The sequence below is a fragment of the Agromyces mariniharenae genome, from assembly GCF_008122505.1.
Lineage (GTDB): Bacteria > Actinomycetota > Actinomycetes > Actinomycetales > Microbacteriaceae > Agromyces > Agromyces mariniharenae.
On record NZ_VSSB01000002.1, the window covers coordinates 1,113,472 to 1,134,907 of the forward strand.

General features: G+C 72.6%; 27 protein-coding genes. 10 read left to right on the forward strand and 17 right to left on the reverse strand.

All coding sequences use genetic code 11. The annotated features are described in order from the left end of the window. Position 1: 1 nt before the first annotated feature. Positions 2-685 (forward strand): NAD(P)H-hydrate epimerase, encoded by a 684-nt coding sequence (locus FYC51_RS18495; protein ID WP_148735207.1) that lies wholly within the window; start codon positions 2-4, stop codon positions 683-685. A gap of 59 nt (positions 686-744) precedes the next feature. Here FYC51_RS18495 and FYC51_RS19685 read toward each other — a convergent pair whose 3' ends face one another. After that, complete coding sequence (locus FYC51_RS19685; protein WP_238476453.1) at positions 745-1,596, reverse strand: aggregation-promoting factor C-terminal-like domain-containing protein; 852 nt, start codon at positions 1,594-1,596, stop codon at positions 745-747. 166 nt (positions 1,597-1,762) lie between these two features. Here FYC51_RS19685 and FYC51_RS18505 point away from each other — a divergent pair, with 166 nt between their 5' ends. Continuing rightward, entirely contained in the window at positions 1,763-2,176 is a 414-nt protein-coding gene (locus FYC51_RS18505; protein WP_148735208.1) for a YchJ family protein, read from the forward strand. 24 nt (positions 2,177-2,200) lie between these two features. Here the strand turns inward: FYC51_RS18505 and FYC51_RS18510 are convergent, their stop codons facing one another. Both FYC51_RS18510 and FYC51_RS18515 read right to left on the reverse strand, forming a co-directional pair. Next, positions 2,201-2,677 (reverse strand): VOC family protein, encoded by a 477-nt coding sequence (locus FYC51_RS18510; protein WP_148735209.1) that lies wholly within the window; start codon positions 2,675-2,677, stop codon positions 2,201-2,203. Between the two features lie 56 nt (positions 2,678-2,733). Next, complete coding sequence (locus tag FYC51_RS18515) at positions 2,734-3,357, reverse strand: flavodoxin family protein (protein WP_148735210.1); 624 nt, start codon at positions 3,355-3,357, stop codon at positions 2,734-2,736. Between the two features lie 285 nt (positions 3,358-3,642). On the opposite strand from FYC51_RS18515, the gene FYC51_RS18520 reads away from it, so the two are divergent. After that, positions 3,643-4,281, forward strand: a complete 639-nt coding sequence (locus FYC51_RS18520; protein ID WP_148735401.1) for a GTP pyrophosphokinase — start codon at positions 3,643-3,645, stop codon at positions 4,279-4,281. 4 nt (positions 4,282-4,285) lie between these two features. Here the strand turns inward: FYC51_RS18520 and FYC51_RS18525 are convergent, their stop codons facing one another. Then, positions 4,286-4,924, reverse strand: a complete 639-nt coding sequence (locus tag FYC51_RS18525; RefSeq protein ID WP_148735211.1) for an ArsR/SmtB family transcription factor — start codon at positions 4,922-4,924, stop codon at positions 4,286-4,288. A 105-nt stretch (positions 4,925-5,029) separates the two neighbouring features. Between FYC51_RS18525 and FYC51_RS18530 the strand changes: the two genes are divergently transcribed. Beyond that, complete coding sequence (locus FYC51_RS18530; RefSeq protein ID WP_148735212.1) at positions 5,030-5,788, forward strand: hypothetical protein; 759 nt, start codon at positions 5,030-5,032, stop codon at positions 5,786-5,788. Continuing rightward, a complete protein-coding gene (locus FYC51_RS18535) occupies positions 5,782-6,570 on the forward strand; it encodes an isocitrate lyase/PEP mutase family protein (RefSeq protein ID WP_148735213.1) in 789 nt (262 codons plus the stop codon). Before FYC51_RS18530 ends, FYC51_RS18535 begins: the two co-directional genes overlap by 7 nt. Positions 6,571-6,603: 33 nt before the next feature. Here the strand turns inward: FYC51_RS18535 and ligD are convergent, their stop codons facing one another. From ligD to FYC51_RS18555, 4 genes are all read right to left on the reverse strand, one after another. Then, a complete protein-coding gene (gene ligD / locus FYC51_RS18540) occupies positions 6,604-7,626 on the reverse strand; it encodes a non-homologous end-joining DNA ligase (protein WP_148735214.1) in 1,023 nt (340 codons plus the stop codon). A gap of 80 nt (positions 7,627-7,706) precedes the next feature. After that, on the reverse strand, positions 7,707-7,985 hold the full coding sequence (locus tag FYC51_RS18545; protein WP_148735215.1) for a DUF2277 domain-containing protein: 279 nt from the start codon (positions 7,983-7,985) through the stop codon (positions 7,707-7,709). A 9-nt stretch (positions 7,986-7,994) separates the two neighbouring features. Continuing rightward, positions 7,995-8,762, reverse strand: coding sequence for a DUF2306 domain-containing protein (locus FYC51_RS18550; RefSeq protein WP_148735216.1), 768 nt, complete (start codon positions 8,760-8,762; stop codon positions 7,995-7,997). A gap of 10 nt (positions 8,763-8,772) precedes the next feature. Then, positions 8,773-9,759 (reverse strand): EamA family transporter, encoded by a 987-nt coding sequence (locus tag FYC51_RS18555; protein ID WP_148735217.1) that lies wholly within the window; start codon positions 9,757-9,759, stop codon positions 8,773-8,775. A gap of 72 nt (positions 9,760-9,831) precedes the next feature. Here FYC51_RS18555 and FYC51_RS18560 point away from each other — a divergent pair, with 72 nt between their 5' ends. Beyond that, positions 9,832-10,749, forward strand: a complete 918-nt coding sequence (locus FYC51_RS18560) for a LysR family transcriptional regulator (protein WP_148735218.1) — start codon at positions 9,832-9,834, stop codon at positions 10,747-10,749. A gap of 19 nt (positions 10,750-10,768) precedes the next feature. On the opposite strand, the gene FYC51_RS18565 is transcribed toward FYC51_RS18560, so the two are convergent. Beyond that, entirely contained in the window at positions 10,769-11,275 is a 507-nt protein-coding gene (locus tag FYC51_RS18565) for a nitroreductase family deazaflavin-dependent oxidoreductase (RefSeq protein WP_148735219.1), read from the reverse strand. Positions 11,276-11,469: 194 nt separating this feature from the next. On the opposite strand from FYC51_RS18565, the gene FYC51_RS18570 reads away from it, so the two are divergent. Further along, positions 11,470-11,670 carry a hypothetical protein gene (locus tag FYC51_RS18570; protein WP_148735220.1) on the forward strand — a complete coding sequence of 67 codons (201 nt, stop codon included), beginning with the start codon at positions 11,470-11,472 and terminating at the stop codon, positions 11,668-11,670. Between the two features lie 69 nt (positions 11,671-11,739). Here FYC51_RS18570 and FYC51_RS18575 read toward each other — a convergent pair whose 3' ends face one another. The 4 genes from FYC51_RS18575 to FYC51_RS18590 all read right to left on the reverse strand — a co-directional run bounded on the left by FYC51_RS18575 (position 11,740) and on the right by FYC51_RS18590 (position 16,327). Further along, positions 11,740-12,804, reverse strand: coding sequence for a YihY/virulence factor BrkB family protein (locus FYC51_RS18575; RefSeq protein WP_238476454.1), 1,065 nt, complete (start codon positions 12,802-12,804; stop codon positions 11,740-11,742). Positions 12,805-12,950: 146 nt separating this feature from the next. Continuing rightward, the gene (locus FYC51_RS19690) at positions 12,951-13,868 is read right to left on the reverse strand and encodes a lytic transglycosylase domain-containing protein (RefSeq protein ID WP_238476490.1); all 918 of its coding nucleotides are present in this window, start codon (positions 13,866-13,868) and stop codon (positions 12,951-12,953) included. A 256-nt stretch (positions 13,869-14,124) separates the two neighbouring features. After that, positions 14,125-15,879 (reverse strand): cation:proton antiporter, encoded by a 1,755-nt coding sequence (locus FYC51_RS18585; protein WP_148735221.1) that lies wholly within the window; start codon positions 15,877-15,879, stop codon positions 14,125-14,127. Between the two features lie 91 nt (positions 15,880-15,970). Next, positions 15,971-16,327 (reverse strand): hypothetical protein, encoded by a 357-nt coding sequence (locus FYC51_RS18590; protein ID WP_238476455.1) that lies wholly within the window; start codon positions 16,325-16,327, stop codon positions 15,971-15,973. A gap of 141 nt (positions 16,328-16,468) precedes the next feature. Between FYC51_RS18590 and msrB the strand changes: the two genes are divergently transcribed. Next, complete coding sequence (msrB, locus tag FYC51_RS18595) at positions 16,469-16,954, forward strand: peptide-methionine (R)-S-oxide reductase MsrB (protein ID WP_148735222.1); 486 nt, start codon at positions 16,469-16,471, stop codon at positions 16,952-16,954. Continuing rightward, complete coding sequence (gene msrA / locus FYC51_RS18600; RefSeq protein ID WP_187432725.1) at positions 16,951-17,496, forward strand: peptide-methionine (S)-S-oxide reductase MsrA; 546 nt, start codon at positions 16,951-16,953, stop codon at positions 17,494-17,496. The genes msrB and msrA overlap by 4 nt, the downstream gene beginning before the upstream one ends. A 61-nt stretch (positions 17,497-17,557) precedes the next feature. Here msrA and FYC51_RS18605 read toward each other — a convergent pair whose 3' ends face one another. The 3 genes from FYC51_RS18605 to FYC51_RS18615 are packed head-to-tail and all read right to left on the reverse strand — an operon-like array spanning position 17,558 to position 20,047. Further along, positions 17,558-18,361 carry a class I SAM-dependent methyltransferase gene (locus FYC51_RS18605; protein WP_148735224.1) on the reverse strand — a complete coding sequence of 268 codons (804 nt, stop codon included), beginning with the start codon at positions 18,359-18,361 and terminating at the stop codon, positions 17,558-17,560. 9 nt (positions 18,362-18,370) lie between these two features. Continuing rightward, positions 18,371-19,165, reverse strand: coding sequence for a ferritin family protein (locus FYC51_RS18610; protein ID WP_148735225.1), 795 nt, complete (start codon positions 19,163-19,165; stop codon positions 18,371-18,373). 30 nt (positions 19,166-19,195) lie between these two features. Then, positions 19,196-20,047 carry a hypothetical protein gene (locus FYC51_RS18615; protein WP_148735226.1) on the reverse strand — a complete coding sequence of 284 codons (852 nt, stop codon included), beginning with the start codon at positions 20,045-20,047 and terminating at the stop codon, positions 19,196-19,198. 112 nt (positions 20,048-20,159) lie between these two features. Here FYC51_RS18615 and FYC51_RS18620 point away from each other — a divergent pair, with 112 nt between their 5' ends. Further along, positions 20,160-20,900 (forward strand): alpha/beta fold hydrolase, encoded by a 741-nt coding sequence (locus tag FYC51_RS18620; RefSeq protein WP_148735227.1) that lies wholly within the window; start codon positions 20,160-20,162, stop codon positions 20,898-20,900. A gap of 61 nt (positions 20,901-20,961) precedes the next feature. Here the strand turns inward: FYC51_RS18620 and FYC51_RS18625 are convergent, their stop codons facing one another. Beyond that, positions 20,962-21,357 (reverse strand): SHOCT domain-containing protein, encoded by a 396-nt coding sequence (locus tag FYC51_RS18625; RefSeq protein ID WP_148735228.1) that lies wholly within the window; start codon positions 21,355-21,357, stop codon positions 20,962-20,964. Positions 21,358-21,436: the final 79 nt, after the last annotated feature.

Here is a 21,436-nt window from a genome sequence, read left to right on the forward strand (position 1 = left end):
CATGCTCGTCGGCTACTCCGCCGCGCAGGTCCGCGCTGCCGAGGCGCCGCACCTCGCGGCGGGCGAGCCGCTCATGCGCCGGGCCGCGGCGGCCCTCGCGGCGACGCTGCGGCGGGAGCTGGCCGAGGCGCAGGCGCCGGAAGGGCCGGTCGTGCTCCTCGTCGGCTCCGGCGACAACGGCGGCGACGCCCTCTGGGCCGGCGCCGAGCTCGCCGAGGCCGGCGTCGTGGTGACAGCGGTCCCCACGTCCGAGCGGATGCACGCCGAGGGAGCGGCCGCGGCTCAGGCCGCGGGCGTGCGATTCGTCGGGGCATCCGACGACCGTGCCGCCGAGGCGGCCTTCGGCGACGCGGCCGTGATCGTCGACGGCATCCTCGGCACGGGCACGAGCGCATCCCCGGCGCTGCGCGGCCGAGCCCGGGATCTCGTTGCCGCGGCGATGCCGGTCGTCGAGGCGGGCGGCATCCGGGTGGTCGCGGTCGACCTGCCGAGCGGCATCCACCCCGACGACGGCACCGTGCCCGATCCCACGGTGCTCCGCGCCGACATCACCGTCACCTTCGGCGCGGTGAAGGCCGGCCTGCTGCGCGAGCCGGCCGCCGGATACGCCGGGCGGATCGAGCTCGTCGACCTCGGCCTCGGGCCCGAGCTCGCGACGATGGCGCCCCTCGTCACCCTCGACTGACGACGAAGCGGGCCGGGGTCCACGACCCCGGCCCGCCCACGATTCCGTCGTTCGCCGGATCAGTACCAGTTCACCGACTGGGAGTGCGACCACGCGCTGCACGGCGTGCCGTACGCGCTCTGGATGTAGCCGAGACCCCAGCGGATCTGCGTGGCGGCGCTGGTCTGCCAGTCGTCGCCGGCCGTCGCCATCTTGCTGCCGGGCAGCGACTGCGGGATGCCGGTCGCGCCGCTCGACGCGTTGAAGGCCTGGTAGTTCCAGCCCGACTCCTTCTGCCACAGCTTGTCGAGGCACTGGAACTGGTCGCCGCCCCAGCCGTACTGGGAGGCGGCGAGGTCGGCGGCGTACGCGCGGGCGCCGTCGGGCGTGTTGGCGTTCGCGAGCACCTGGGCGGCCGCGGCGGCGGCCTCGGCCTGCGCCTGGTCGTATGCGGCGATCGCAGCGGCGGTCTTGGCCGCCTCGGCGCGGGTCACCTTCGTGAGGTCGACGACCTTCTCGGTCGAGATGGTCTTGTAGTCGCTGAGCGACGCGACCGAGGCCGCGAGGCCCGAGGCGTCGGCCTTGCCGTCGGCGGCGGCGAGCGTCTCGTTCGCGGCCGTGATGGTGTCCTTCGCGGTGTCGATGGCCTTCGCGGCCGCGACGCCGGCGTAGGCGCCGAGCTGCTCGTGGCGGAAGCCGCTGGTCGCGTTGAGCGCCTGGGTGGCGTTGATCCGCTCCTGCGTGGCCACTGCGCTCTGCACGGAGAAGCCGGTGCCGACGAGGAGGCCGGCAGCGGCGATGGCGCCCGCGACGACGAGGCGCTTGCGGCCGGTGCGTCGGCGGCGGAGGTCGCGACGCGTGGTCGCGCCGGTGTCGGTGGGAACGGAGTTCGGGTCGGTCTGGGCGTGCGTGGAGGAAGTGTCGTTTCGCATGGATTCACAGATGCTCGGAACGGGGAATCGTCGGGGAATCATCGGGGGGCGCGCCTCCGAGCGAGGGCACAAGTCCCCCACCCTGCACGACGAAACTGGGCAGTCCCTCACTTTTCCCTGTGCAATCCATGTCCATGCATGGTTTGCGCGTGGGCATACTGGGGCCATGTCCGATGCCTCAGCCGCCTTCCCGAAGCCGTCGCCGAGCGACCGCTGCCCCTGCCTCAGCGGCGAGGTGTTCGGCGCGTGCTGCGGACGATTCCTGGGTGGCGCGGCGGATGCCCCGACGGCCGAGCAGCTCATGCGGTCGCGCTACTCGGCGTTCGTGGTCGGCGACTCCGCCTACCTGCTCGCGACGTGGCATCCGTCGACCCGACCCTCGGAGCTCGAGCTCGACCCGGCGATGCGCTGGTTCCGGCTCGACGTCGTGCGGCGCGAGCGCGGCGGGCCGCTCGACCGCGACGGGATCGTCGAGTTCACGGCGTACTACCGGCACGACGGGAAGCGGGGCGAGCAGCACGAGGCGAGCGCCTTCGTGCGCGAGGGCGGACGCTGGAGCTACGTCGGTCCCGTCAGCTGACCGCGGATGCCGTGGCGGGACGTGTCAGTCGTCCGCGGACGCCCGCTCGTCATCCGTCGAGAACCCGTCGAGCACCGCGCGCTCGCCCGACTCGAGGAGCTCCTGGAACAGCGTGACCTGGACGCCCGCCGGAGCGTCGATCCGGGAGTTCAGCGACTGCCACGGCGTGACGACCGGCTCGGCGACGACGCGGCCGCCTGCGGCCTCGAGCCGTCGCGTGGCGCCCTCGGTGTCGGTCACCTCGAACGCGAGCCGGATGTGCGGGCTCTCGGCGCCGCCCGCCTCGATGCGGTCGATCGCCTGCTTGTGCACGGGGTTCGCGATCTCGAGCGTGGCACGGCCGGCATCGAGGATGACGACGCGCTCGTCGCCGCCCTCGGCGAAGGCGAGGTACTCGGGCAGCCCGAGCGTGTCGCGGAAGAACGCGACCGCCTGGTCGTAGTCGACGGCCTCCACGACGACGCGGAGCTGGAGGACCGAGGGCGTTGCGGCATCCGTCATGCCCGAATCCTCCCAGTCGCGGCCGACATCCGCGAGGGCCTGATCAGCGGGTCCGATCAGGACCCTGGCGTCGCGGGGTACGGACGCTCGGCGAGGAGGCCCGCGAGGTGCACGGCGTTCCGCACGAGCGTCGCGTTGGCCTGTGCGACCGGCTCCGGGGTCTCGGGGAGGTCCTTGTAGTCGGTCTTCTCCATCGCCGCGCCGTTCCAGTACGTGCCGCCCTGCGCCGGCATCGTGAACCCGACGTCGTTGAGGGCCTGGTGGAGGTCGGCCGTGATCTTGTGCGCGCCGTCCTCGTTGCCGAGCACGGCGGTGACCGCCACGCGGCCGAACAGGATCGGTCGCCCCGCGTCGTCGGTGGCGGACAGCTCGGCATCGAGTCGTTCGAGCACGCGCTGCGCCACGCTCGACATGTGGCCGAGCCAGGTCGGCGTGCAGACCACGAGGATGTCGGACGCGAGGATGCGCTCGCGCAGGCCCGGCCACTCGTCGCCGTCGCCCATGTCGGCGTCGACGCCCGGCGCCACGTCGACGTCGACCACGCGCACGATGTCGCCCTCGAGTCCATGTCCGGCGAAGCCGCCGAGGAGCTGCTCCGCGATGAGCTGGCAGCTGGATGCCTCGGGGGCGTGCTTGAGCGTGCAGTTCAGCAGGAGCACGGACAGGTCGGTGGTCGGCATGCGATGCGCCTCTCCGGCGCGGATCGATGCGCCACTCCCCTGTCTAGGCGCTGGGACCGCCCGTCCACAGGGGCTTGACAGCCGTCACCGGGCGGCCGGGTCAGGCGTCGTCGGCCCGCCGACTCATGGCCGAGTCAAAGGGAATCCCGAGGTTCGCCCCGTAGCGTCGGGCAGGTGACCCCGCTCGATGGCATCCCCTCGCAACGGCACCCCGAGGCTCCGCACCTCCTCACGGCCCGGGCGCAACGCACCCTCGAGGCGATCGACGGCCGCACGCTCGACGAGATGCGCGCCCTGCGCGACGAGACCGAGCGCTTCATGCTCCGCTACAAGTTCGGCATGGACGAGGTGATCACGAAGCTCTCGATCCTGCGCGAGGAGTTCAGCCAGAACCACGACTACAACCCGATCGAGCACATCTCGAGCCGGTTGAAGAGCCTCGACAGCGTCATCGCCAAGATGCAGCGCAAGGGCATCGAGCCGACGTTCGACACGATCCGCGACACCATCACCGACATCGCGGGCGTTCGGGTGACGTGCAGCTTCGTCTCCGACGCCTACCGGCTCGCCGAGCTCCTCACCGAACAGCCCGACATCCGCGTGCTCAAGGTCAAGGACTACATCGCCGAGCCGAAGGAGAACGGCTACCAGAGCTTGCACCTCATCGTGGAGGTCCCGGTGTTCCTCTCGACGGGCGCGCACCCGGTCGCCGTCGAGGTGCAGATCCGCACGATCGCGATGGACTTCTGGGCGAGCCTCGAGCACAAGATCTACTACAAGTACGATCGGCAGGTGCCGCAGGAGCTCCTCGACGGGCTGACGGACGCCGCGCACACCGCCGCGGAGCTCGATTCGCGCATGGAGCGCCTGCACCGCGAGGTGCACGGGGCGCCGTCGCACCGGCGCGGCACGATCGCGATCTGAGTCGTCAGCGGAGTGCGACGAGCGCCGCGCGTCCCGTGTCCGTGACGCGCAGCGAGCGGTCGCCGGCCACGCGCGACACCCATCCCTCGGCGAGCAGGGTGTCGAGGAGGTGAGCACCGAGTCGCCCGGCGATGTGCGGCCGGCGCTCGGTCCAGTCGAGGCATCCGCGCACCGCCGGCCTGCGCCCGTCAGGGTCGACGGCACCGAGGTGCAGGGTCGCCGCAAGCGCGCCCTCGGCGTCGAGGATCCGCCCGGTCCGCCCGGCCTCGAGCGGCGACAGCGACCCCTCGGCCACGAGTGCGTCGGCCAGGCGCAGCGCGGTGCGGCCGGCGAGGTGGTCGTAGCAGGAGCGCGCCTCGGCGAGCCGCTCCGCCGTCGCGGACTGCCGGTACGACCGGACGGCCTGCCTGGGCGCGATGCGCTGCAGCGCCTCGACCGCGTCGGCGACCTCGGGTCCGGCGAGCGTGAAGTACCGGTGCCGGCCGAGCCGCCGGTCGGTCACCAGCCCGCCGGCGACGAGCTGCGCGAGGTGCGCGCTCGCGGTCGGGGCCTTCACCCCCGCGATCGCGGCGAGCTCGCTCGCGGGCAGCGAACGGCCGTCGAGGAGCGCGACGAGCATCGCGGCCCTGGCCGGCTCGCCCATCAGCCGGGCCGGGGGTGGCGAGGTCGGCGTCTCCGTGCATGGACCCCACGTTACGACCGCCAAGCTTCGTCCGTCGTCGAAGCGTGCCGCGCGTAGCGTCGAGGCATGACCGATGTCGCCGAGCGCTCCGAAGTCCAGCGCATCCTCGAGGATCCCGCCTACACCGTGCCCGAGGCGGATGCCGCGTCGACCAGCCCGGGCGAGCAGTTCCGTGCGAACACGTCCCGGTTCGTGAACGGCGCGACGCACGCCGCGCGGCGGGGCCGCCTCGAGGTGCTGCTCGCCGGGATCGACGTCGACGAGCTCGCGGCCGACGCGGCGTCGCGGACCCGGGCGATGCTGCCGGCCGGGATCGAAGCGGTCGCCGCCCACGTGCCGGTCGCCTGCCTCGCCGCTCGGCTCGGCTTCGCCGATCCCGACGCCGCGCCCGCGTTGGTGGGGGTGCTCGCGGCGCACTACCCGACGGGTGACCCGTCGTCGGCGGCGGATGCCGCGGCGGCCCGGCTCCTCGGCGCGGCCGGCGACCGCGACGGCGACCCCGCGCTGCGGGTGCAACTCCTCGTGCAGGCCCACGCCGCGACCGCCGGGCTCATCACCGCGGCGGTGCGCCTGCCGGCCGCACGGGACACGGGCGTGCCGACCGCCGACCTCCTCGCCGCCGTCCTGCGCGACGCACCGCCCGTGCGGCAGACGAGGCGGCTCGCGCCCGACGGGCATGCGCTCGTGCTCCGCCTCGACGGCGCCGACCGCGCACCGCAGGATCCTCGGACGCTGGTGTTCGGCGCCGGTCCGCGCGCCTGCCCCGCCATGGCGCAGGCGCTCGCGATCGCCGCTGCCGTCGTCGACGAGGTGCGCGCATGCTGACGCCGGCGGAGTTCCGCGAGTTGCATCGACCCGGGGAACCGTTCGTGCTCCCGAACGCGTGGGACCTCGCGTCGGCACGGTGGCTGCACGCGGACGGCCATCCCGTGGTCGGCACGACCAGCCTCGGCGTCGCGTTCGCCGCAGGCCGCGCCGACGGCACCGGCGAGACCGCCGACGAGACCATCGACCTCGCCCGGCGCATCACCGGCGCCGGTATCGCCGTCACCGTCGACATCGAGGCCGGATTCTCCGACGAGCCCGACGAGGTGGGCCGCTACGCGGCGGAGCTCGCCGGCCTCGGCGTGGTGGGCGTCAACCTCGAGGACTCGGATGCCGCGGGCCGGCTCGTCGACCCCGAGGCGGCCGCCCGGAAGATCGCCGCGGTCGCCGCTGCGGCGCCGGCGCTCTACCTCAACGCGCGCACCGACCCGTTCTGGATCGGCGGGGAGGGCGACCGGGCCGAGCGCACCCGCGAGGCGCTCGCGCGGTCGCACCGCTACCTCGCGGCGGGCGCCACGGGCGTGTTCGTGCCGGGGGCGATCCCGCTCGACACCATCGCCGCACTCGCACGCGACATCCCCGCGCCGGTGAACGTCCTGGTCCAGTCGGGTGTGCCGGTGCGGGACCTGGCCGAGGTCGGGGTCGCGCGCATCAGCACGGGCTCGCTGCTGTTCCGGGTCGCCCTCGGCGCGATCAGCGCGGCAGCCCGGCGTGTCGGGGACGGCAGCTACGTTCCCGAACCCGGAACGCCGTCCTATGACGAGGTCGCCGGCCTACCATGACGGGCCGCGCCGCGCACCCGGCGCGGCATCCGATCACTCGGGGTTGCGGGCCCGGCTCGGCTGCACCCGCATGGGCTCGCCGGGCATCTTGGGGAAGTCGGGCGGGAAGGGCAGCTCGCCGAGGCCCGCGTCGAGGTCGCGCTGCCACCACTCGAGCAGCGTGTCGATGCGCCCGAGATGCGATTGCATGCCCGCCCACGGGTCGCCGACGGCGCGCAGGCGGTCGGGCATCGAGCGGATCGTGAAGTCGCGCGGGTCGGCGGACTCGACCTCGTCCCACTCGAGGGGGCAGGACACGGGCGCGTGCGGCAGGGGGCGCGGACTGTAGGCGCCGGCCATCGTGCGATCGCGATTCGCCTGGTTGAAGTCGATGAAGATGCGGTCGCCGCGCTCCTCCTTCCACCAGGCGGTCGTGAGCTCGTCGGGCATGCGCCGCTCGAGCTCGCGGGCGAGGGCGATGACGGCGTGCCGCACGTCGAGGAACTCGTGCTCGGGCTCGATTGGCGCGAAGACGTGGATGCCGCGATTGCCCGACGTCTTCACGAACGGCGTGAGCCCGACCTCGCCCATGAGGTCGCGCAGCGCGAGCGCCGCGGGCACCGCCTCGCGGAACCCGGTGCCGGGCTGCGGGTCGAGGTCGATGCGCAGCTGGTCGGGGTTGTCGGTGTTCGCCGTGCTCGAGGCCCACGGGTGGAACACGATCGTGTTCATCTGCGCGGCCCAGACCGCGGCGGCGGGCTCGTCGAGCACGACCTGCGGATGCTTCCGGCCGCTCGGGTACGTCACCGTCACCGATCGCACCCACGCGGGCGCGCCCTTCGGCGGGTTCTTCGAGAAGAACTGCTCGCCGTCGATGCCCTCGGGGAACCGCTGGAGGGACACGGGCCGGTCGCCGTTCGCCTCGATGAACGGGCCGCCGACGGCGACGAGATACTCGGCGAGCTCGAGCTTCGTGATGCCCGGGTCGGGCCAGATCACCCGGTTCGGCGACGAGATGCGCACCTCGCGATCGCCGTCGGGACCGGGCACGTTGAGGGTGACAGCTTCGGCGGCCATGGTGCGACGCTACCGTGCGGGGGTGACACCGCGACAGGGCGACGGCGGCGCGCCCCGGCCGCTGCCCTGCCGTGTCGGCGCTACGCGCTGAGCGTCGCGTACCGCTTCTCGGCTCGCGCCCGCGCCTTGGCGGCCTCGACCTCGCGGTCCTTCGGCGGCGCGTTCGTCACGAGGTCGTCGAGGAGGTGCCGCGTGATGTGCGCGATCTCGTGCACAGCCCGGTCGAACGCCTCGGCGTTCGCCTTCGACGGCTTCGTCGATCCGCTCACCTTGCGCACGAACTGCAGTGCGGCCGCGTGCACCTCGTCATCGGTCGCGGCGGGTTCGAAGTTGTGGAGGGGGTGGATGTTCCTGCACATGCCCCGAGCCTATCCCCGCGCAGCTGAGGGCGCCTGGGTTCCCATCGCGATGCGGTACGACGGGAGTCCGCGTCGCCGGATGAGCCACTCCGCGACGACGAGGTTCGGCAGCCAGGCGAGGAACGGCACCACGCCGTAGGCGTTCGCGAACGCGGCATCGAAGTCGAAGTCGCCGGGGATCGCCTGCAGGCCGATGAGCAGGCCGAGCCAGAGCCGCAGGGTGACGGCGGCGTACGTGAGCGCGAAGTTGCGCATCATCCAGGCCCGGTGGTTCGCGACGTCACGCGCCCGGATGGCCCGATACGCGCGCCATGCGGTGACGAGCCAGAGCACGGCGAGGGCGCCGAAGCCGACGAATCCGGCGAGGCCCGCCTCGCTGAAGGGGGCGATCACGAGGCCCGAGACGCCGGCGATCGCCACGGCGGCGAGGTAGCCGCGGCCGATCCAGCGGTGCACCGCGCGGTACCGGTCGCGCAACCCGCGCCAGAACTGGAACGGGCCGGCGACGAGGGCCAGGCCGCCCGCCACGATGTGCGCGTAGAACGCCGCCTGCACGATCGCCGGCAGGTCGGCGTAGGTGTCGGCCACGCCGGCGCCCGAGGCCGACAGCTCCGCGAGCGAGGCCGTGAGGTACGGCACGACCGCGAAGGCGGCGATGGCGAGCGAGGAGAGCACGACCCAGGCCCATCCGGCCCGCGTCGCGACGAGGCGCGGCGATGCCCCGCGCGGGCTTCCGGCGGCGGCCGGCTGTGACGAACGTGCGGTTCCGGTGGTCATGCGGCTCACGCTAGGAGCGCCCCTGCACCGCCGGTATCGGGTGAACCCCCCGATCGGATGCCGCGATCCCCCGGTCCTCCGAGGCATCGGATGCCGCGGCATCCGCCTCGACGGCGACCGGCGCAGGCCGCCTCCGACGACGCACCTGCCCGACCGCCACGCCGCCCACGAGGAGCGCGCTGCCGGCGAGCTCGAGGGCGTTCGGCACCTGCCCGAGCGCGAGGGCCGCTGCCGCGAGCCCGATCGGCGGTGTCAGCAGTGCGAACGGGGCCACGAGCGCGGCCGGGTACTTCCCGAGCAGCATGTTCCAGATCGTGTAGCCGACGAGCGACGCCATGCCCGCCGTGAAGCCGACGCTCACGATCGTCTCCCAGCCGATCGTGGCGAACGCCTCGCCGACCGTCGCGGGTCCGTCGAGCAGCAGGCTGAGCGCGAGCACGGGCAGCGGCACGACGAGCGCCGACCAGACGACGATGCCGAAGCCGTCGGCGCCGGCGGCCGACCGGGAGATCACGTTGCCGATGCCCCAGCTGAGGCCCGCGGCGACGCAGATGAGGAGCGGCACGATCGCCGTGAGGCCCGGCGCGCCCTCGAGGCGGCCGAGCGCGACGATCCCGAGCCCGGCGACGCCGAGGAGCGCGCCGAGCAGCTGCATCCGCGTCGGGCGCTCGCGCAGCGCGACGGCGCCGATCACGAGCGTGAAGATCATCTGGCACTGCAGCACGACCGCGGCGAGGCCGGCGGGCAGGCCGAGGTGCATCGCGGTGAAGAGCAGGCCGAACTGCCCGGCGCTCATGAACAGGCCGATGCCCGCGATGACCCGCCACCGGGCATCCGGTCGCGGCACGAAGAAGACGAGCGGCACGGCGACGAGGGCGAAGCGCAGCGCCACGAGCACGAGGGGCGGCGTGTCGCGCAGGCCGAGGTCGATGGCCACGAAGTTGACGCCCCAGATGAGGGCGACGAGCAGGCCGAGCAGGAGGTGTCGCGGAGTCACGGCTCCAGCCAAGCAGGCGAATGGATTCAGCACCAGTTCCGAATTGTTCGCCATATCGCGTACGATCGCTACATGATCGATCTGCAGGGCCTGCGCGCGCTCGTCGCCGTCGATCGGGCCGGATCGGTGGTCGCGGCGGCCGACCAGCTCGGCTACACCCCGTCGGCGGTCTCGCAGCAGGTGAAGAAGCTCGAGCGCGACCTCGACGCGGTCCTCCTCGAGCGCCGCGGCCGCGGCGTGCTCCTCACCGAGCGCGGCCGCACGCTCGCGAGTGAGGGGCGCGAACTGCTCGTCGGCCTCGAGCGGCTCGAGGCCGTTGCCGCGAGCGGCGCGCGGCCGACCGCTCCCCTGCGCATCGCCTCGTTCTCCACGGCAACGCGCGGACTCCTCGGCCCGGTCCTCGGCGAGCTGCGCGACGCGGGTGCCGCGGTGCTCGCGACCGTGACGAGCGTCGATCCCGTCGAGGCCATGGCCATGGTCGCCTCGGGCTCCGCCGACCTCGCCGTCGTGCACAACTGGAACTCGGTGCCGCTCATCGCGCCGTCGCACGTGGCCACCGAGCACGTGTGCCACGACGAGGCCGACGTCGTGCTGTCCGTCGACCATCCGCTCGCGGGCCGCGATGAGCTCGAGCGCGCCGACCTGGTGGACGAGGCGTGGGCGAGCACGCCGAAGGGCGCGATCTGCCACGAGGCGCTCATGCGGATCTTCGCCGACCTCGACTCGATCCCCCGGGTCGTCGCCGAGGATCCCGACTTCGCCTCGCTCATCGAGCTCGCACGGCAGGGCGTCGCGATCGCGCTCGTCCCGCGACTCGGCCGATCCGCCCTCCCCGAGGGCGTCGTCGCCCGACCGCTCGCCGATCACAGCCAGGTGCGCGACATCCGGGTCGCCTATCGGCGGTCGATGGCCGAGAGCGCGGGCATCCGCCGCGCGGTGCGCCTGCTCCTCGACGCCGGGCGGCGGGTCGAGGCATCCGCCATCGCCTGAGCGCCGGAACGCCGCGTGCTCACATCGACGCGTCGTGCGGACCGGCCACGGGCTGCAGCCGGAACAGGCGCACGACCCGGCCCGAGTCCCGCTCGTATCCCCGATAGCCGGGCCACTGCGCCTCGATGCGCGCCCAGGCCGCGTCGCGCTCGTCGTCGGGGATGCGGGTCGCGCGCACGTGCATGCGCCGTCCGCGTACGGTGATCGACGCGTCGGGGTGGGCGATCAAGTTGTAGGTCCAGCCCGGATGCCGCTCCTGCGCGAAGGTCGTGCCGGCCACGATCGCGCGACCACGGCCGTCTGGCGTGTACATGAGGTGCGTGTCGCGGGGCTCGCCCGACTTCGCGCCGGTCGTGTGGAGCACGAGCGACGGCACGAGCAGCCCGCTCAGCTGCACGCGCCCGCCGGTGAGCGCCGACACGAGGCGCTCGGCCGGAGGCAGCAGCAACGGGCCGATCGCCCGGAACAGCCGGGTGCGCGTGATGGGCGCGATCACGGAGCGGACGACCTGCAGCACGGTGGGCACGTGCCCATTCTGCTCGGGCCGCACGACGGCGGGAAGGACCCCGACGGGGCGATCTCGGGACGGCTCCGGGCGCGTCGGGGGCGGCTACCCCGCCGACCGCGGCGCGTCAATCCCCTGCGTCGCCGCCGCGTCCGGACGTACCGTGGGGCGCAGGCCGACCGACCGTCGGATCGGCCGTGACGATCGGAGGAACCATGTCGGACGCACGCCCGGGAGAGCCCTTCGAGGGCGAGTACACCGACTCGGAGCTGCCGCTCAGCGCGGAGCTGCCGAAGGACGAGTACGACGAGGTCGAGGAGGTCGTCGACGCGGACCGGGACGGGCGCGACGACGACGAAGTGGAGGTCGTCGAGATCGTCGAGATCGACGACGGGACCACCTACCCCGAACGCTGACCCCAGGACGGGCGGCCGGGCGCGCGATTGCAGGGATCAGGCGCCCGGCCGTCACCTGTGTCCGGCGCGTCAGGCCGCGGGCGGATGCTGGGCGGCCAGCTCCTTGTCGACCGCCTCCCTCGCCGCAGCCAGCTCGGTCGCGGCATCCGTCGCTCGCCGCTCGGCCCGCTGCAGCCGCCGCGTCGCGAGCGTCGGCGCGCCGTGGCGCGCGTGGACCCGGTCGTGCTCCTCGTCGACACCGGCCACGATGAAGGCGCCGGCGATGAGGATCACCTGCGCTGAGAGGTTGAACCAGAGCAGCAGGGCGATCAGCGACCCGAACGACGCCAGCAGCGGATTGCTCGACGCCCCGCCGACGAACAGGCTCGACAGCAGCTGCAGCACCACCAGGCCGACGCCGCCGAGCAGCGCGCCCACCCAGAGCGATCGAGCGCTCGGGCGCAGGCCGGAGAGCAGGCGGAACATCGCAGCGATCACGACCGTGTCGATCACGAAGATCACGATGATCGAGACGGTGCGGGTGGTCACCTCGTAGAGCGGGTCGCGGAGCGACAGGCCCAACCAGTCGAAGAGCGTTCCGATCGCAGAGGTGCTGAAGAACGTGATCATCGCGGCCACGGCGAGCGCGGCGCCGAACCCGATCGCGAGCAGGAGGTCTCGCAGCAGCAGCCAGATGAAGAAGGTCTGGTCGTCGGGCTGATCGGCGATGGTGCGCAGCGCGGTGCGGAGCGACCCGATGGCGCCGATGGCGGCGCCCACGAGGCCGATGAGGGCGAGCGCGCCCGCGATGCTCAGGGTGAGCGGCTGGATGAGGTCATCGGGGCTGATGACGCCGTCGTCGCCGATCAGGCCGGGGATGGCGGTGCTGATCGTCGCGACGAGCGCGTCCATGGCGTCGGGACGGCCCGAGAGCCAGATGCCGCCGATCGCGAACCCGAGGAACACCCCTGCGAAGACGGAGAAGAGCGTTCGGTACGTGACGCTGTCGGCGAGCATCGGCCCGTGGTGCTCGAGGTAGATGAACCACGCGCGCACGGGCCTCGTCGCGAGCGCCCACCTCGTGACCTTCGTGCCCCACGCCATGATGCCCGCGAACGGCCCGCCGGGTCGTCGTTCGGTCTGCTGGTCGGCCATGCGGTCAGGCTACCGAGGCGGGCGTCGCCACCGCAGTCGCTTGACAGGCGTGCGCCCTGGATGGGATGACGCCGAGACGAGGGAACGCCCCCGACCGCTCGGCGGTCGGGGGCGTTCCCTGGGGAGTCGCTCGGGTCGGCGACGGATCAGTACCAGCCCTGCGAGTTGAACGTGTCCCAGGCGCCGCACGGCGTGCCGTAGCGGCCGGCGATGTAGCCGAGGCCCCACGAGATCTGCGTGGCGGGGTTCGTCTCCCAGTCGGCGCCGGCCGTGGCCATCTTGCTGCCGGGCAGGGCCTGCGGGATGCCGTAGGCGCCGCTCGGGTTCGAGGCGTACACGTTCCAGCCCGACTCGTGGTTCCAGAGCTCGACGAGGCAGCCGAACTGGTCGTCGCCCCAGCCGCGCTGGAGCAGCATGTCGCGGGCGATGGCCTGGGCGGCCGTGGGGTTGGCGGGCGCGCCGGGGCGCGATGACGACGACGACGACTGCTGCGCCTCGGCGGCGGCAGCGGCATCGGCGGCGGCCTTCGCGGCGGCCGCGGCGGCGGCGGCCTGCTCGGCGGCGACGCGGTCGACCTCCGCGACGGCGGCGCGGACCGTCTCGGCGTGCGCCCGCGTCGAGTCGACGAGGTCGAACACGCGCTCGGGGGCGAGGAGCTTGTAGTCGCCGAGGGCGGAGACCTCTGCGGCGAGCGCCGTGGCATCCGTCTTGCCCTGGGCCGCGGTGATGGTGTCGTTGGCGCCGGCGAGGGTGTCCTCGGCCTGCTTCACCGCGCGGGCCTCGAGGATCCCGCCGTGCGCGTCGAGCTGCTGCACGTCGCTGTTGGCGGCGTCGGTGAGCACTCGGGTCTCGGCGATGCGGTCGTTCTGCGCGGCCACGGCGCCCTGCACGGCGAAGCCGGTGCCGACCATGGCGCCGATGGCGACGACGGCTCCGGCTGCGAGCCACGCTCCGCGACGCCGGCCGCGGTGGCCGCGACGATCGCGGCGGGGGGCGGTCTCGGGATCGGCCGCCTGGATGGACTTGGAGTTGTGGGAAGGAGTGGAAGAAGACTGGTTCTGCATGACTTTCACGGGGGCGGCTCTCGGGCTGGGTAGGCGCGCGAACCTTGACTCGACGTTCCGCGGGCGCGGGGGCGCCCGGGCGAAGTGGCCAGTCTGCCGAGGGGTCCTGTACAAACCCTCCTGCGTTCCTGTGAATGTCCTCCAAATTCCGACCCTTGCTCAGGATTCGTGGGTGCGAGTGGGCATCCTGCGCGGTCGTTCGAGGGGCGGCCGGATGCCGCGCCCGCGCGTCGCCCGACGCCGGCCCGGATCGCGCCTAGGCCTCGTCCTGATGCGACCGGCGCAGCTCCATGCTGATCTGGTCGGCGTCGAGGCTCTCGAGGGCGCCCGTGAGCACCGAGGCGCTGAACGTGCCCTCGTCGCGGACCGCGAGGAGGGCCTCGCGCTGGGCCGCGATGATGTCGAGCCGCAGGCTGCGGTAGAGCTCGCGATCGGCCTCCGCGTCGCGTGGTCCGGCCGGCTCGCCGGCGGCCGTGCGGGCCTCGCGGTGCTCCCGCACGACGTCGTCGGCGACGCCGCGGAGCATCTCGAGCAGATCGGCGCGTTCGGTGCGCGCCGCCTCCCGGTCGATGCCGGCGGGCTTCACGAGCCGCACGAGCCACGGGAGCGTCGCCCCCTGGATGATGAGCGATCCGGCGGCGACGAGGAACGCGATGAAGATGACGAGGGATCGGTCGGGCGTGCCCTGCGGGAGCGTCTGCGCCGCGGCGAGCGTGATGGCGCCGCGCATGCCCGCCCAGACGATCACCGTGCCCTCGCGCCACCCCAGCGGCTCGGCCATGAAGTAGTCGATGTCGGCGACCTTGCGTCGCAGCCGCGACTGGAACCGCTGCAGCGAGGCCGAGGAGATCGCCCGGTCGGGAGGGCGTCGCCGGAACCGCCGACGGCGCGCGGTCGCCTGCTCGGAGCCCTCCCCCTCGTCCGTCGCCGGGTCGAGGATCAGGTCGGCCTGCGTCGGGTCCGCCCGGTCGAGCCGCTCCTGCACGGCGGTGAGGTGCGGCTTCATGCGCTCGCCGCGCCGGAAGCTCCGGCGTTGCAGCCCGAGCATCGGGAAGACGAACAGCGCGCGCACGACGACGACGCCGAGGAGCGTGACCCCCGCGACGCGCGCGCCGAGCTCGATGCCGCGCACCTCGTTCGTCAGGTCGCTGACGATCGTGGACAGCTCGAGGCCCATCACGAGGAAGACCGCGCCCTCGAGGATGAGCTCGATGGTGCGCCAGTTCTGCACGTCCGACATCCGGTGCTGCGGCGAGAGGCTGCGGATGGCGCCGCGACCGGTGACGAGTCCCGCGACGACGGCGGCGACGAGCCCGGATGCCCCGAGCGCCTCGCACGGGACCGCGGCCACGAACGGCACGGCGAAGGAGATGACCGTGTTCACCGTGGCATCCGTGACCCGCGACCGGACCCACAGGTTGACCTTGCCCACCACGTACCCGATGACCACGGCGACCGTCACGGCGAACACGAAGTCGCCGATGATCTCCCAGAACGTGATGGACGCGGCGGTCGCGGCGATCGCCGAGCGGAGGAGCACGAGCGCCGTCGCGTCGTTGAGCAGGCTCTCGCCCTCGAGCACGGTCACGATGCGGGGCGTCACGCCCACGCGCTTCACGATCGAGGTGGCCACGGCATCGGTCGGGCTCACGATGGCGCCGAGGGCGATGCCCGCAGCGAGGCTCAGCCCGGGCACGATCCAGGTGAACAGCAGCCCCATCGCGACGGAGCTCACGATGACGAGGGCCACGGACAGCCCGCTGATCGCCCCGAACTCGCGCCGGAACTCCATCGACGGCATCGCGACCGAGGCCGAGTAGAGCAGCGGCGGGAGGACGCCCGCGATGATCCACTCGGGGTCGATCTCGATGTCGGGAACGAACGGCAGGAAGCTCACGAGGATGCCGACGATGACGAGCAGCAGCGGCGGCGAGACGCGGACGCGCGGGCCGAGCGCGGTCGCAGCGGCGATTCCGAGGAGGCCGAGCACGCCGACGACGAGGAGCTCCACCGACGATCACCTCCCCCGGGATCCTGCCGCCAAGTCTGGCGCATGGCGCCCCGCGGGCGCGACGGCTCAGCGAGCCTGGCTCGGACGTGGCTCAGCGATCGTGGAAGTCGGGATACCCCGGCCAGTCCCCCGGGCCGTGCGACCGCACGAACGCGTGGTGCACCTGCTCGCACGCGCCGCGCAGGGTCGTGCCCCAGCCGAGCAGTCGCCCGCCGAACTCGGCGCGGTACCGCACCAGGCCGTCGACGCGCACGATCGTGACGGTGCCGTATTCGCGACCCGTGCTGTCGACGAGGCGCCAGCACCCCGGCTCGGGTTCGGCCGCGGCGAGGATCGGGTGCCAGGTGGTGGCCAGTGCTGCTCCTTCCAGAGCGCCCCGGCCGGCGTGGCTCCATCGTACGTCCGCGGAGCGACGGCAGCGCGTCCGCCGGTCGACGTCGGCGCTCACAGGGAAGTCACAGCGGGGAGGCCCGAAGCGCGGAACAGGATGGCCGCGTCACCTGTTTTCTCTGGTGACGCCGTGAATCGCCAGCCGGTCGAGCGTGCGTCGAGCGCCGCAGCCAGCGGCGCCCGCAAAGGAGGATACGAAGTGCCACAGGACTACCGCAGGACTCCCGAGGCGGTCGCCCGCCTCACCCCCCAGCAGTACAAGGTCACGCAGGAGGACGCCACCGAGCCGGCGTTCCGCAACCAGTACTGGAACAACCACGAGCCCGGCATCTACGTCGACGTCGTCTCGGGGCAGCCGCTGTTCGCCTCGACCGACAAGTACGACAGCCGGTCGGGCTGGCCGAGCTTCACCCGGCCGATCGAGCCCGACGCCGTCACCGAGAAGGTCGACCGGACGCTCTGGATGAAGCGCATCGAGGTGCGCTCGTCGGGCGCCGACAGCCACCTCGGGCACGTGTTCGACGACGGCCCGATCGAGGAGGGCGGCCTGCGCTACTGCATGAACTCCGCCGCGATGCGGTTCGTGCCCGCCGCCGACCTCGAGGCGGAGGGGTACGGCCAGTACCGCTCGCTGTTCCCGACGACCCCGGATGCCGCGGCATCCGAGAAGGAGGACGCATCATGACCAACCCCGGCGAGATCACCAGCATCCCCGGCACCGAGACCGCCGTGCTGGCGGGCGGGTGCTTCTGGGGCATGGAGGACCTGCTCCGCAAGCGCCCCGGCGTGCTCGACACCCGCGTCGGCTACACCGGCGGCGACGTGCCGAACGCGACGTACCGCAACCACGGCACGCACGCCGAGGCGCTCGAGATCGTGTACGACCCGTCGAAGGTCTCGTACCGCGACCTCCTGGAGTTCTTCTTCCAGATCCACGACCCGTCGACCAGGAACCGCCAGGGCAACGACATCGGGATGAGCTACCGCTCGGCGATCTTCCCGACGACGCCCGAGCAGGAGGTCACGGCCTACGAGACCATCGCCGACGTCGACGCCTCGGGCATCTGGCCCGGGCCGGCGACGACCGAGGTCTCTCCCGCTGGTCCGTTCTGGGAGGCGGAGCCCGAGCACCAGGACTACCTGGAGCGCTACCCCAACGGGTACACGTGCCACTACGTGCGACCCGGCTGGAAGCTGCCGAAGCGCGACGCGGAGACCGTGGCGTAGCCACCGGCAGTGATGTGACATGACGGCCCCGGCGGGTGACCCCGCCGGGGCCGTTCCGTCCTCAATCCGGCATGATGCCCCGCACCGCCCATGCCCGGGCGACGAGCCGGATCGACCCGTCGTCCTCGAACGGGAGCAGCTTGCGCAGCCGCTCCCGCAGCCGCGCGCGCGTCGGCTCGTCGAGCGACATGGCGTACGCCGGTGCGACGCCCTGCCCGCCGAGGAACGGCGTCCAGTAGTCGTCGAAGTCGCGGAAGACCGTCGGGATCTCGATGCCCGTCGTCTCGACGTCGAGGAGGCCGGCGCCCGCGAACCGCCACGTGAGCGCCTCGGGCGTGAAGTCCGAGAAGCGGTCGCGCTCGTCGAACCCCGCGGCCGCCGGGTCGAGGTCGTCCGCCGCGTCCCAGAACCACCGCATGAGCTCCATGCGCTCGGCGTAGTCCCACACGTAGGCGGCCACCACGCCGCCGCCGACGGCGACGCGGGTCATCTCGGCGAGCCCGCGGTCGGGATCGGGCACGAAGTTGAGCGACAGGCCAGACACGACGACGTCCATCGAGGCGTCGTCGATCGGCAGGGCTTCGGCGCCCGACCGGTGGAACGTGACACGGTTGCCGAGCTCGGCGACCGCGGCCTCGAGGAACCCCTCCGACGGGTCGACCCCGTCGACCGTTGCGGGCCTCGCGTGCTCGAGGATCGCGGCGCTCAGCGCGCCCGTGCCGCAGCCGACGTCGAGCCACCGCAGTCCGGGCGGCTGCCGCAGCCACTCGAGGAAGCGCGGTGCGATCTCGCGGCTCCACCGTCCGATGTACGACTCGTAGGCGCGTCCGTGCGTCCACGTGTCGGGCCCGCGTTGCTGAGCCATGCCATCACGCTACCCGGGCACGCCGATGCGGTCGAGGGCGTCCTGCACGATCGTGAGGCCCTCGAGGCCCGGCATCCCGCTGATGCTGTCGTCGACCTTGCGGGCCGCCCGCCTGCCTTCCGGGCCGCTCATGAGATGCGTCATCACGTGCCGCACGTCGTCGTCGGACGAGATGCTCGAGCCGACCGGCGCCCAGAACCGGCTCAGCGCGAAGCGCGTCACCTTCCGCGCCTTGGCGCTCGCCGCGAGCCGCTCGCGCGCCTGCGAGGTGTAGAACGCGACGTGCCTCGCCTCCTGCTTCGCGATGCGGCGCAGCAGCTCGGCGAGCACCGGATGCTCCTCGAGGTCGGCCATGCGCTGGTACGCCGTGATCGCCGACCACTCGTTCGCCGCGCCCCACGACATGTGCACGGCGACGAAGTCCGAGCCGACGAGCGAGCCGAGCACGGACTGCTTGATCGGGTCGAGGCGGTCGCGCCAGCCGAGCTTCAGCCGACTCGCCTTCAGGACGTCGTAGTCGACCGCGATGTCGTGCATCGCGAGCACGGCGGCGAGCGCCTCGCCGTGCCAGAACTCCTCACGGTTCCACATCGTCATGAACGCGCTGACGTCGGTCTCGCGGTGCGAGGGCGTGGTGAGCAGGTCGCGGGTGTAACAGACGGTGTGGTACTCGACGTCTGCCATGTACCGCAGTGTCCGCAGCGATTCTGCGGGCAGCGGACGGTCGCGGAACGACTCGAGGTCGAGGTCGTCCCAGGCGACGCTCACGGAGCTCGCGGTGTAGCGGTCGATGTCGAACGCCATCAGGCCCCCTTCCCGCCTGCGACCATGCAATCACGCCGCGGGTCGGGCCGCGAGGGTCGTGAGGCCGGCGGTGACGGATGCCGCGGTGCGCGCGTCCAGGCCCGGCACTTCACGGATCTCGTCCGCAAGCGTACGCAGGGCGGCATCGCCGGCCTCGCCGCCGAAGGCGAAGCGGGCGAACGCGGTGAGCTCCGCCGGCCCGAGGGCGGACCGGCCGAGCGGCCACGCCGTGCGACGCAGCTCGCGTCGGGCGAGCCGGGCCGCCCGCGTGGATGCCCCGAGCCGCGCCCGCGCCTCCGCCTCGAAGAACTCCACGTGCCGGGCCTTCACCCGCAGGATGCGGTCGACCGCGGCGGCGAGCGCCGGGCTGCGGGCGACGTCGACGACGCGCAGGTGGGCGGCACGCAACATCCGATCGTCGACGAAGCCGACGGCCATGTGCACGCCGACGACGGCCCAGCCCTGCGTGAACCCCGCGAGCGCACGGCGCACCGGCCCGCGACCCGAGGATGCCGCGACCCGGCTGGTCCGCGCAGGCGCCGCGCCAGGCACGCCGGCCGAGCTCGGTTCGCCCCCGGCGCCCGCCGCGACGATCGCGCGCAGCGCGTCCGCGATCCAGAACTTCTCGAACGCCCAGGTGACGAGGAACGCGGTCACGCGGGCGTCCTTGTGCGTCGAGGTCACGAGCACGTTGCGGAGGTGCGCCATCGTGGCGCCCTCGAGCACGGCGAGGGCCGCGAGCGTGCGCGCCACGTCGGGTGCGGGCGGCGCGGCCCTGATTGCCGCGAGATCGAGGTCGTCGCGCAGGCTCCCCTGCGCGGTGCGGGCGAACTCGCGCACGTCGAATGCAGGCGGCTCATGGTGGGCCGCGCTCACCGTCATGCGCCGAGGCTACTCCCAGCTTCCGGATCTGGCGGCGCGATGCGGGCTGCCGTAGCGTTCGGCGTGGCGACCGGAGACGAGTCGCCGCTTCGTATCGAGGAGGGGAAACGACATGACGGATGCGACGACGAAGCCCACGATCGTGCTGGTGCACGGGGCGTGGGCCGACGGTTCCAGCTGGGACGCCGTGACGAGGACGTTGCAGGCGCAGGGCTACACCGTGCTGGTGCCGCCGAACCTGTTGCGAGGACTCGCCGACGACGCCGCGTACGTGGCGTCGTTCCTCGCCCAGCGGACGAGCGGGCCGGTCGTGCTCGTCGGCCACTCCTACGGCGGCGCCGTCATCACGAACGCGGGGAACCAGGCCGGCGATGTCCGAGCGCTGGTGTACGTCAACGCCTTCATGCCCGACGAGGGCGAGAGCGTGCTGCAGATCCTCGAGGGGTCGTCGTCGGCGCTCGCCGTCGCTGACCCCACCACCGTGTTCGACATCGCAGGCTATCCGGGCGCTCCCGAGGGCGCGGCCGAGGTCTTCCTGAAGCCCGAGGTCGTGCACGGGTCGTTCGCGCAGGACCTGCCCGAGGCCGACCGCTGGACGATCGTCGCGAGCCAACGGCCGGCGTCGCTCGTGGCGAACGTCGTCCCCTCGGGGCCACCCGCCTGGCGCACCATCCCGAGCTGGGCGGTGATCGGTACCGCCGACCGAGTCATCCCCGTGGATGTCCTGCGCCGCCTGGCGGAGCGCGCCGGGTCGACGGTGAGCGAACTCGACGCGTCCCACGTGTCGATGGTGTCGCATCCGGATGCGGCGGTGGACGCCATCCTCGCCGCAGCAGGTTCGATCGAGCCGTAGTCCGGTCCCGAGCGCCCCGGCCGCGGCTTCCGCGCGGCCGGGGCGCTCGTCGTCGGAACGGCTAGAACTTGCCGCCGAGGGCCTTGTTCTTCAGCGCCTCGTACTCGCCGTCGCTGATGACGCCCTGGTCGCGCAGCGCAGCGGCCTTCGCGATCTCCTCCGACGGACTCGCGAACGAGATCTTGCGCAGCTCCTCGTCGGAGTACTCGACGTACTGCGGACGCCGCTCGGCCGACCGCTCGGCCATGCCCTTGCCGCGGGCGATGAGGTAGACGAGCGCCGTGATAAACGGCACGAAGATCAGGAAGATCAGCCAGACGGCCTTCAGCCAGCCGTTCAGCGAGTGGTCGCGGAAGATGTCGATGACGATGTAGATCAGCACGAAGAGGTAGGCGACCCACACGAACACCCAGAAGAAGAACCAGAAGATGTCCCAGACACTGCCGATGAAGTTCATCGATTCCCTTTCGCCCCGCCCCAGGACCCGCCGGCGCGGCAGGTCGTCACATGCGACAACCTACTCGCGGGGTGCGATC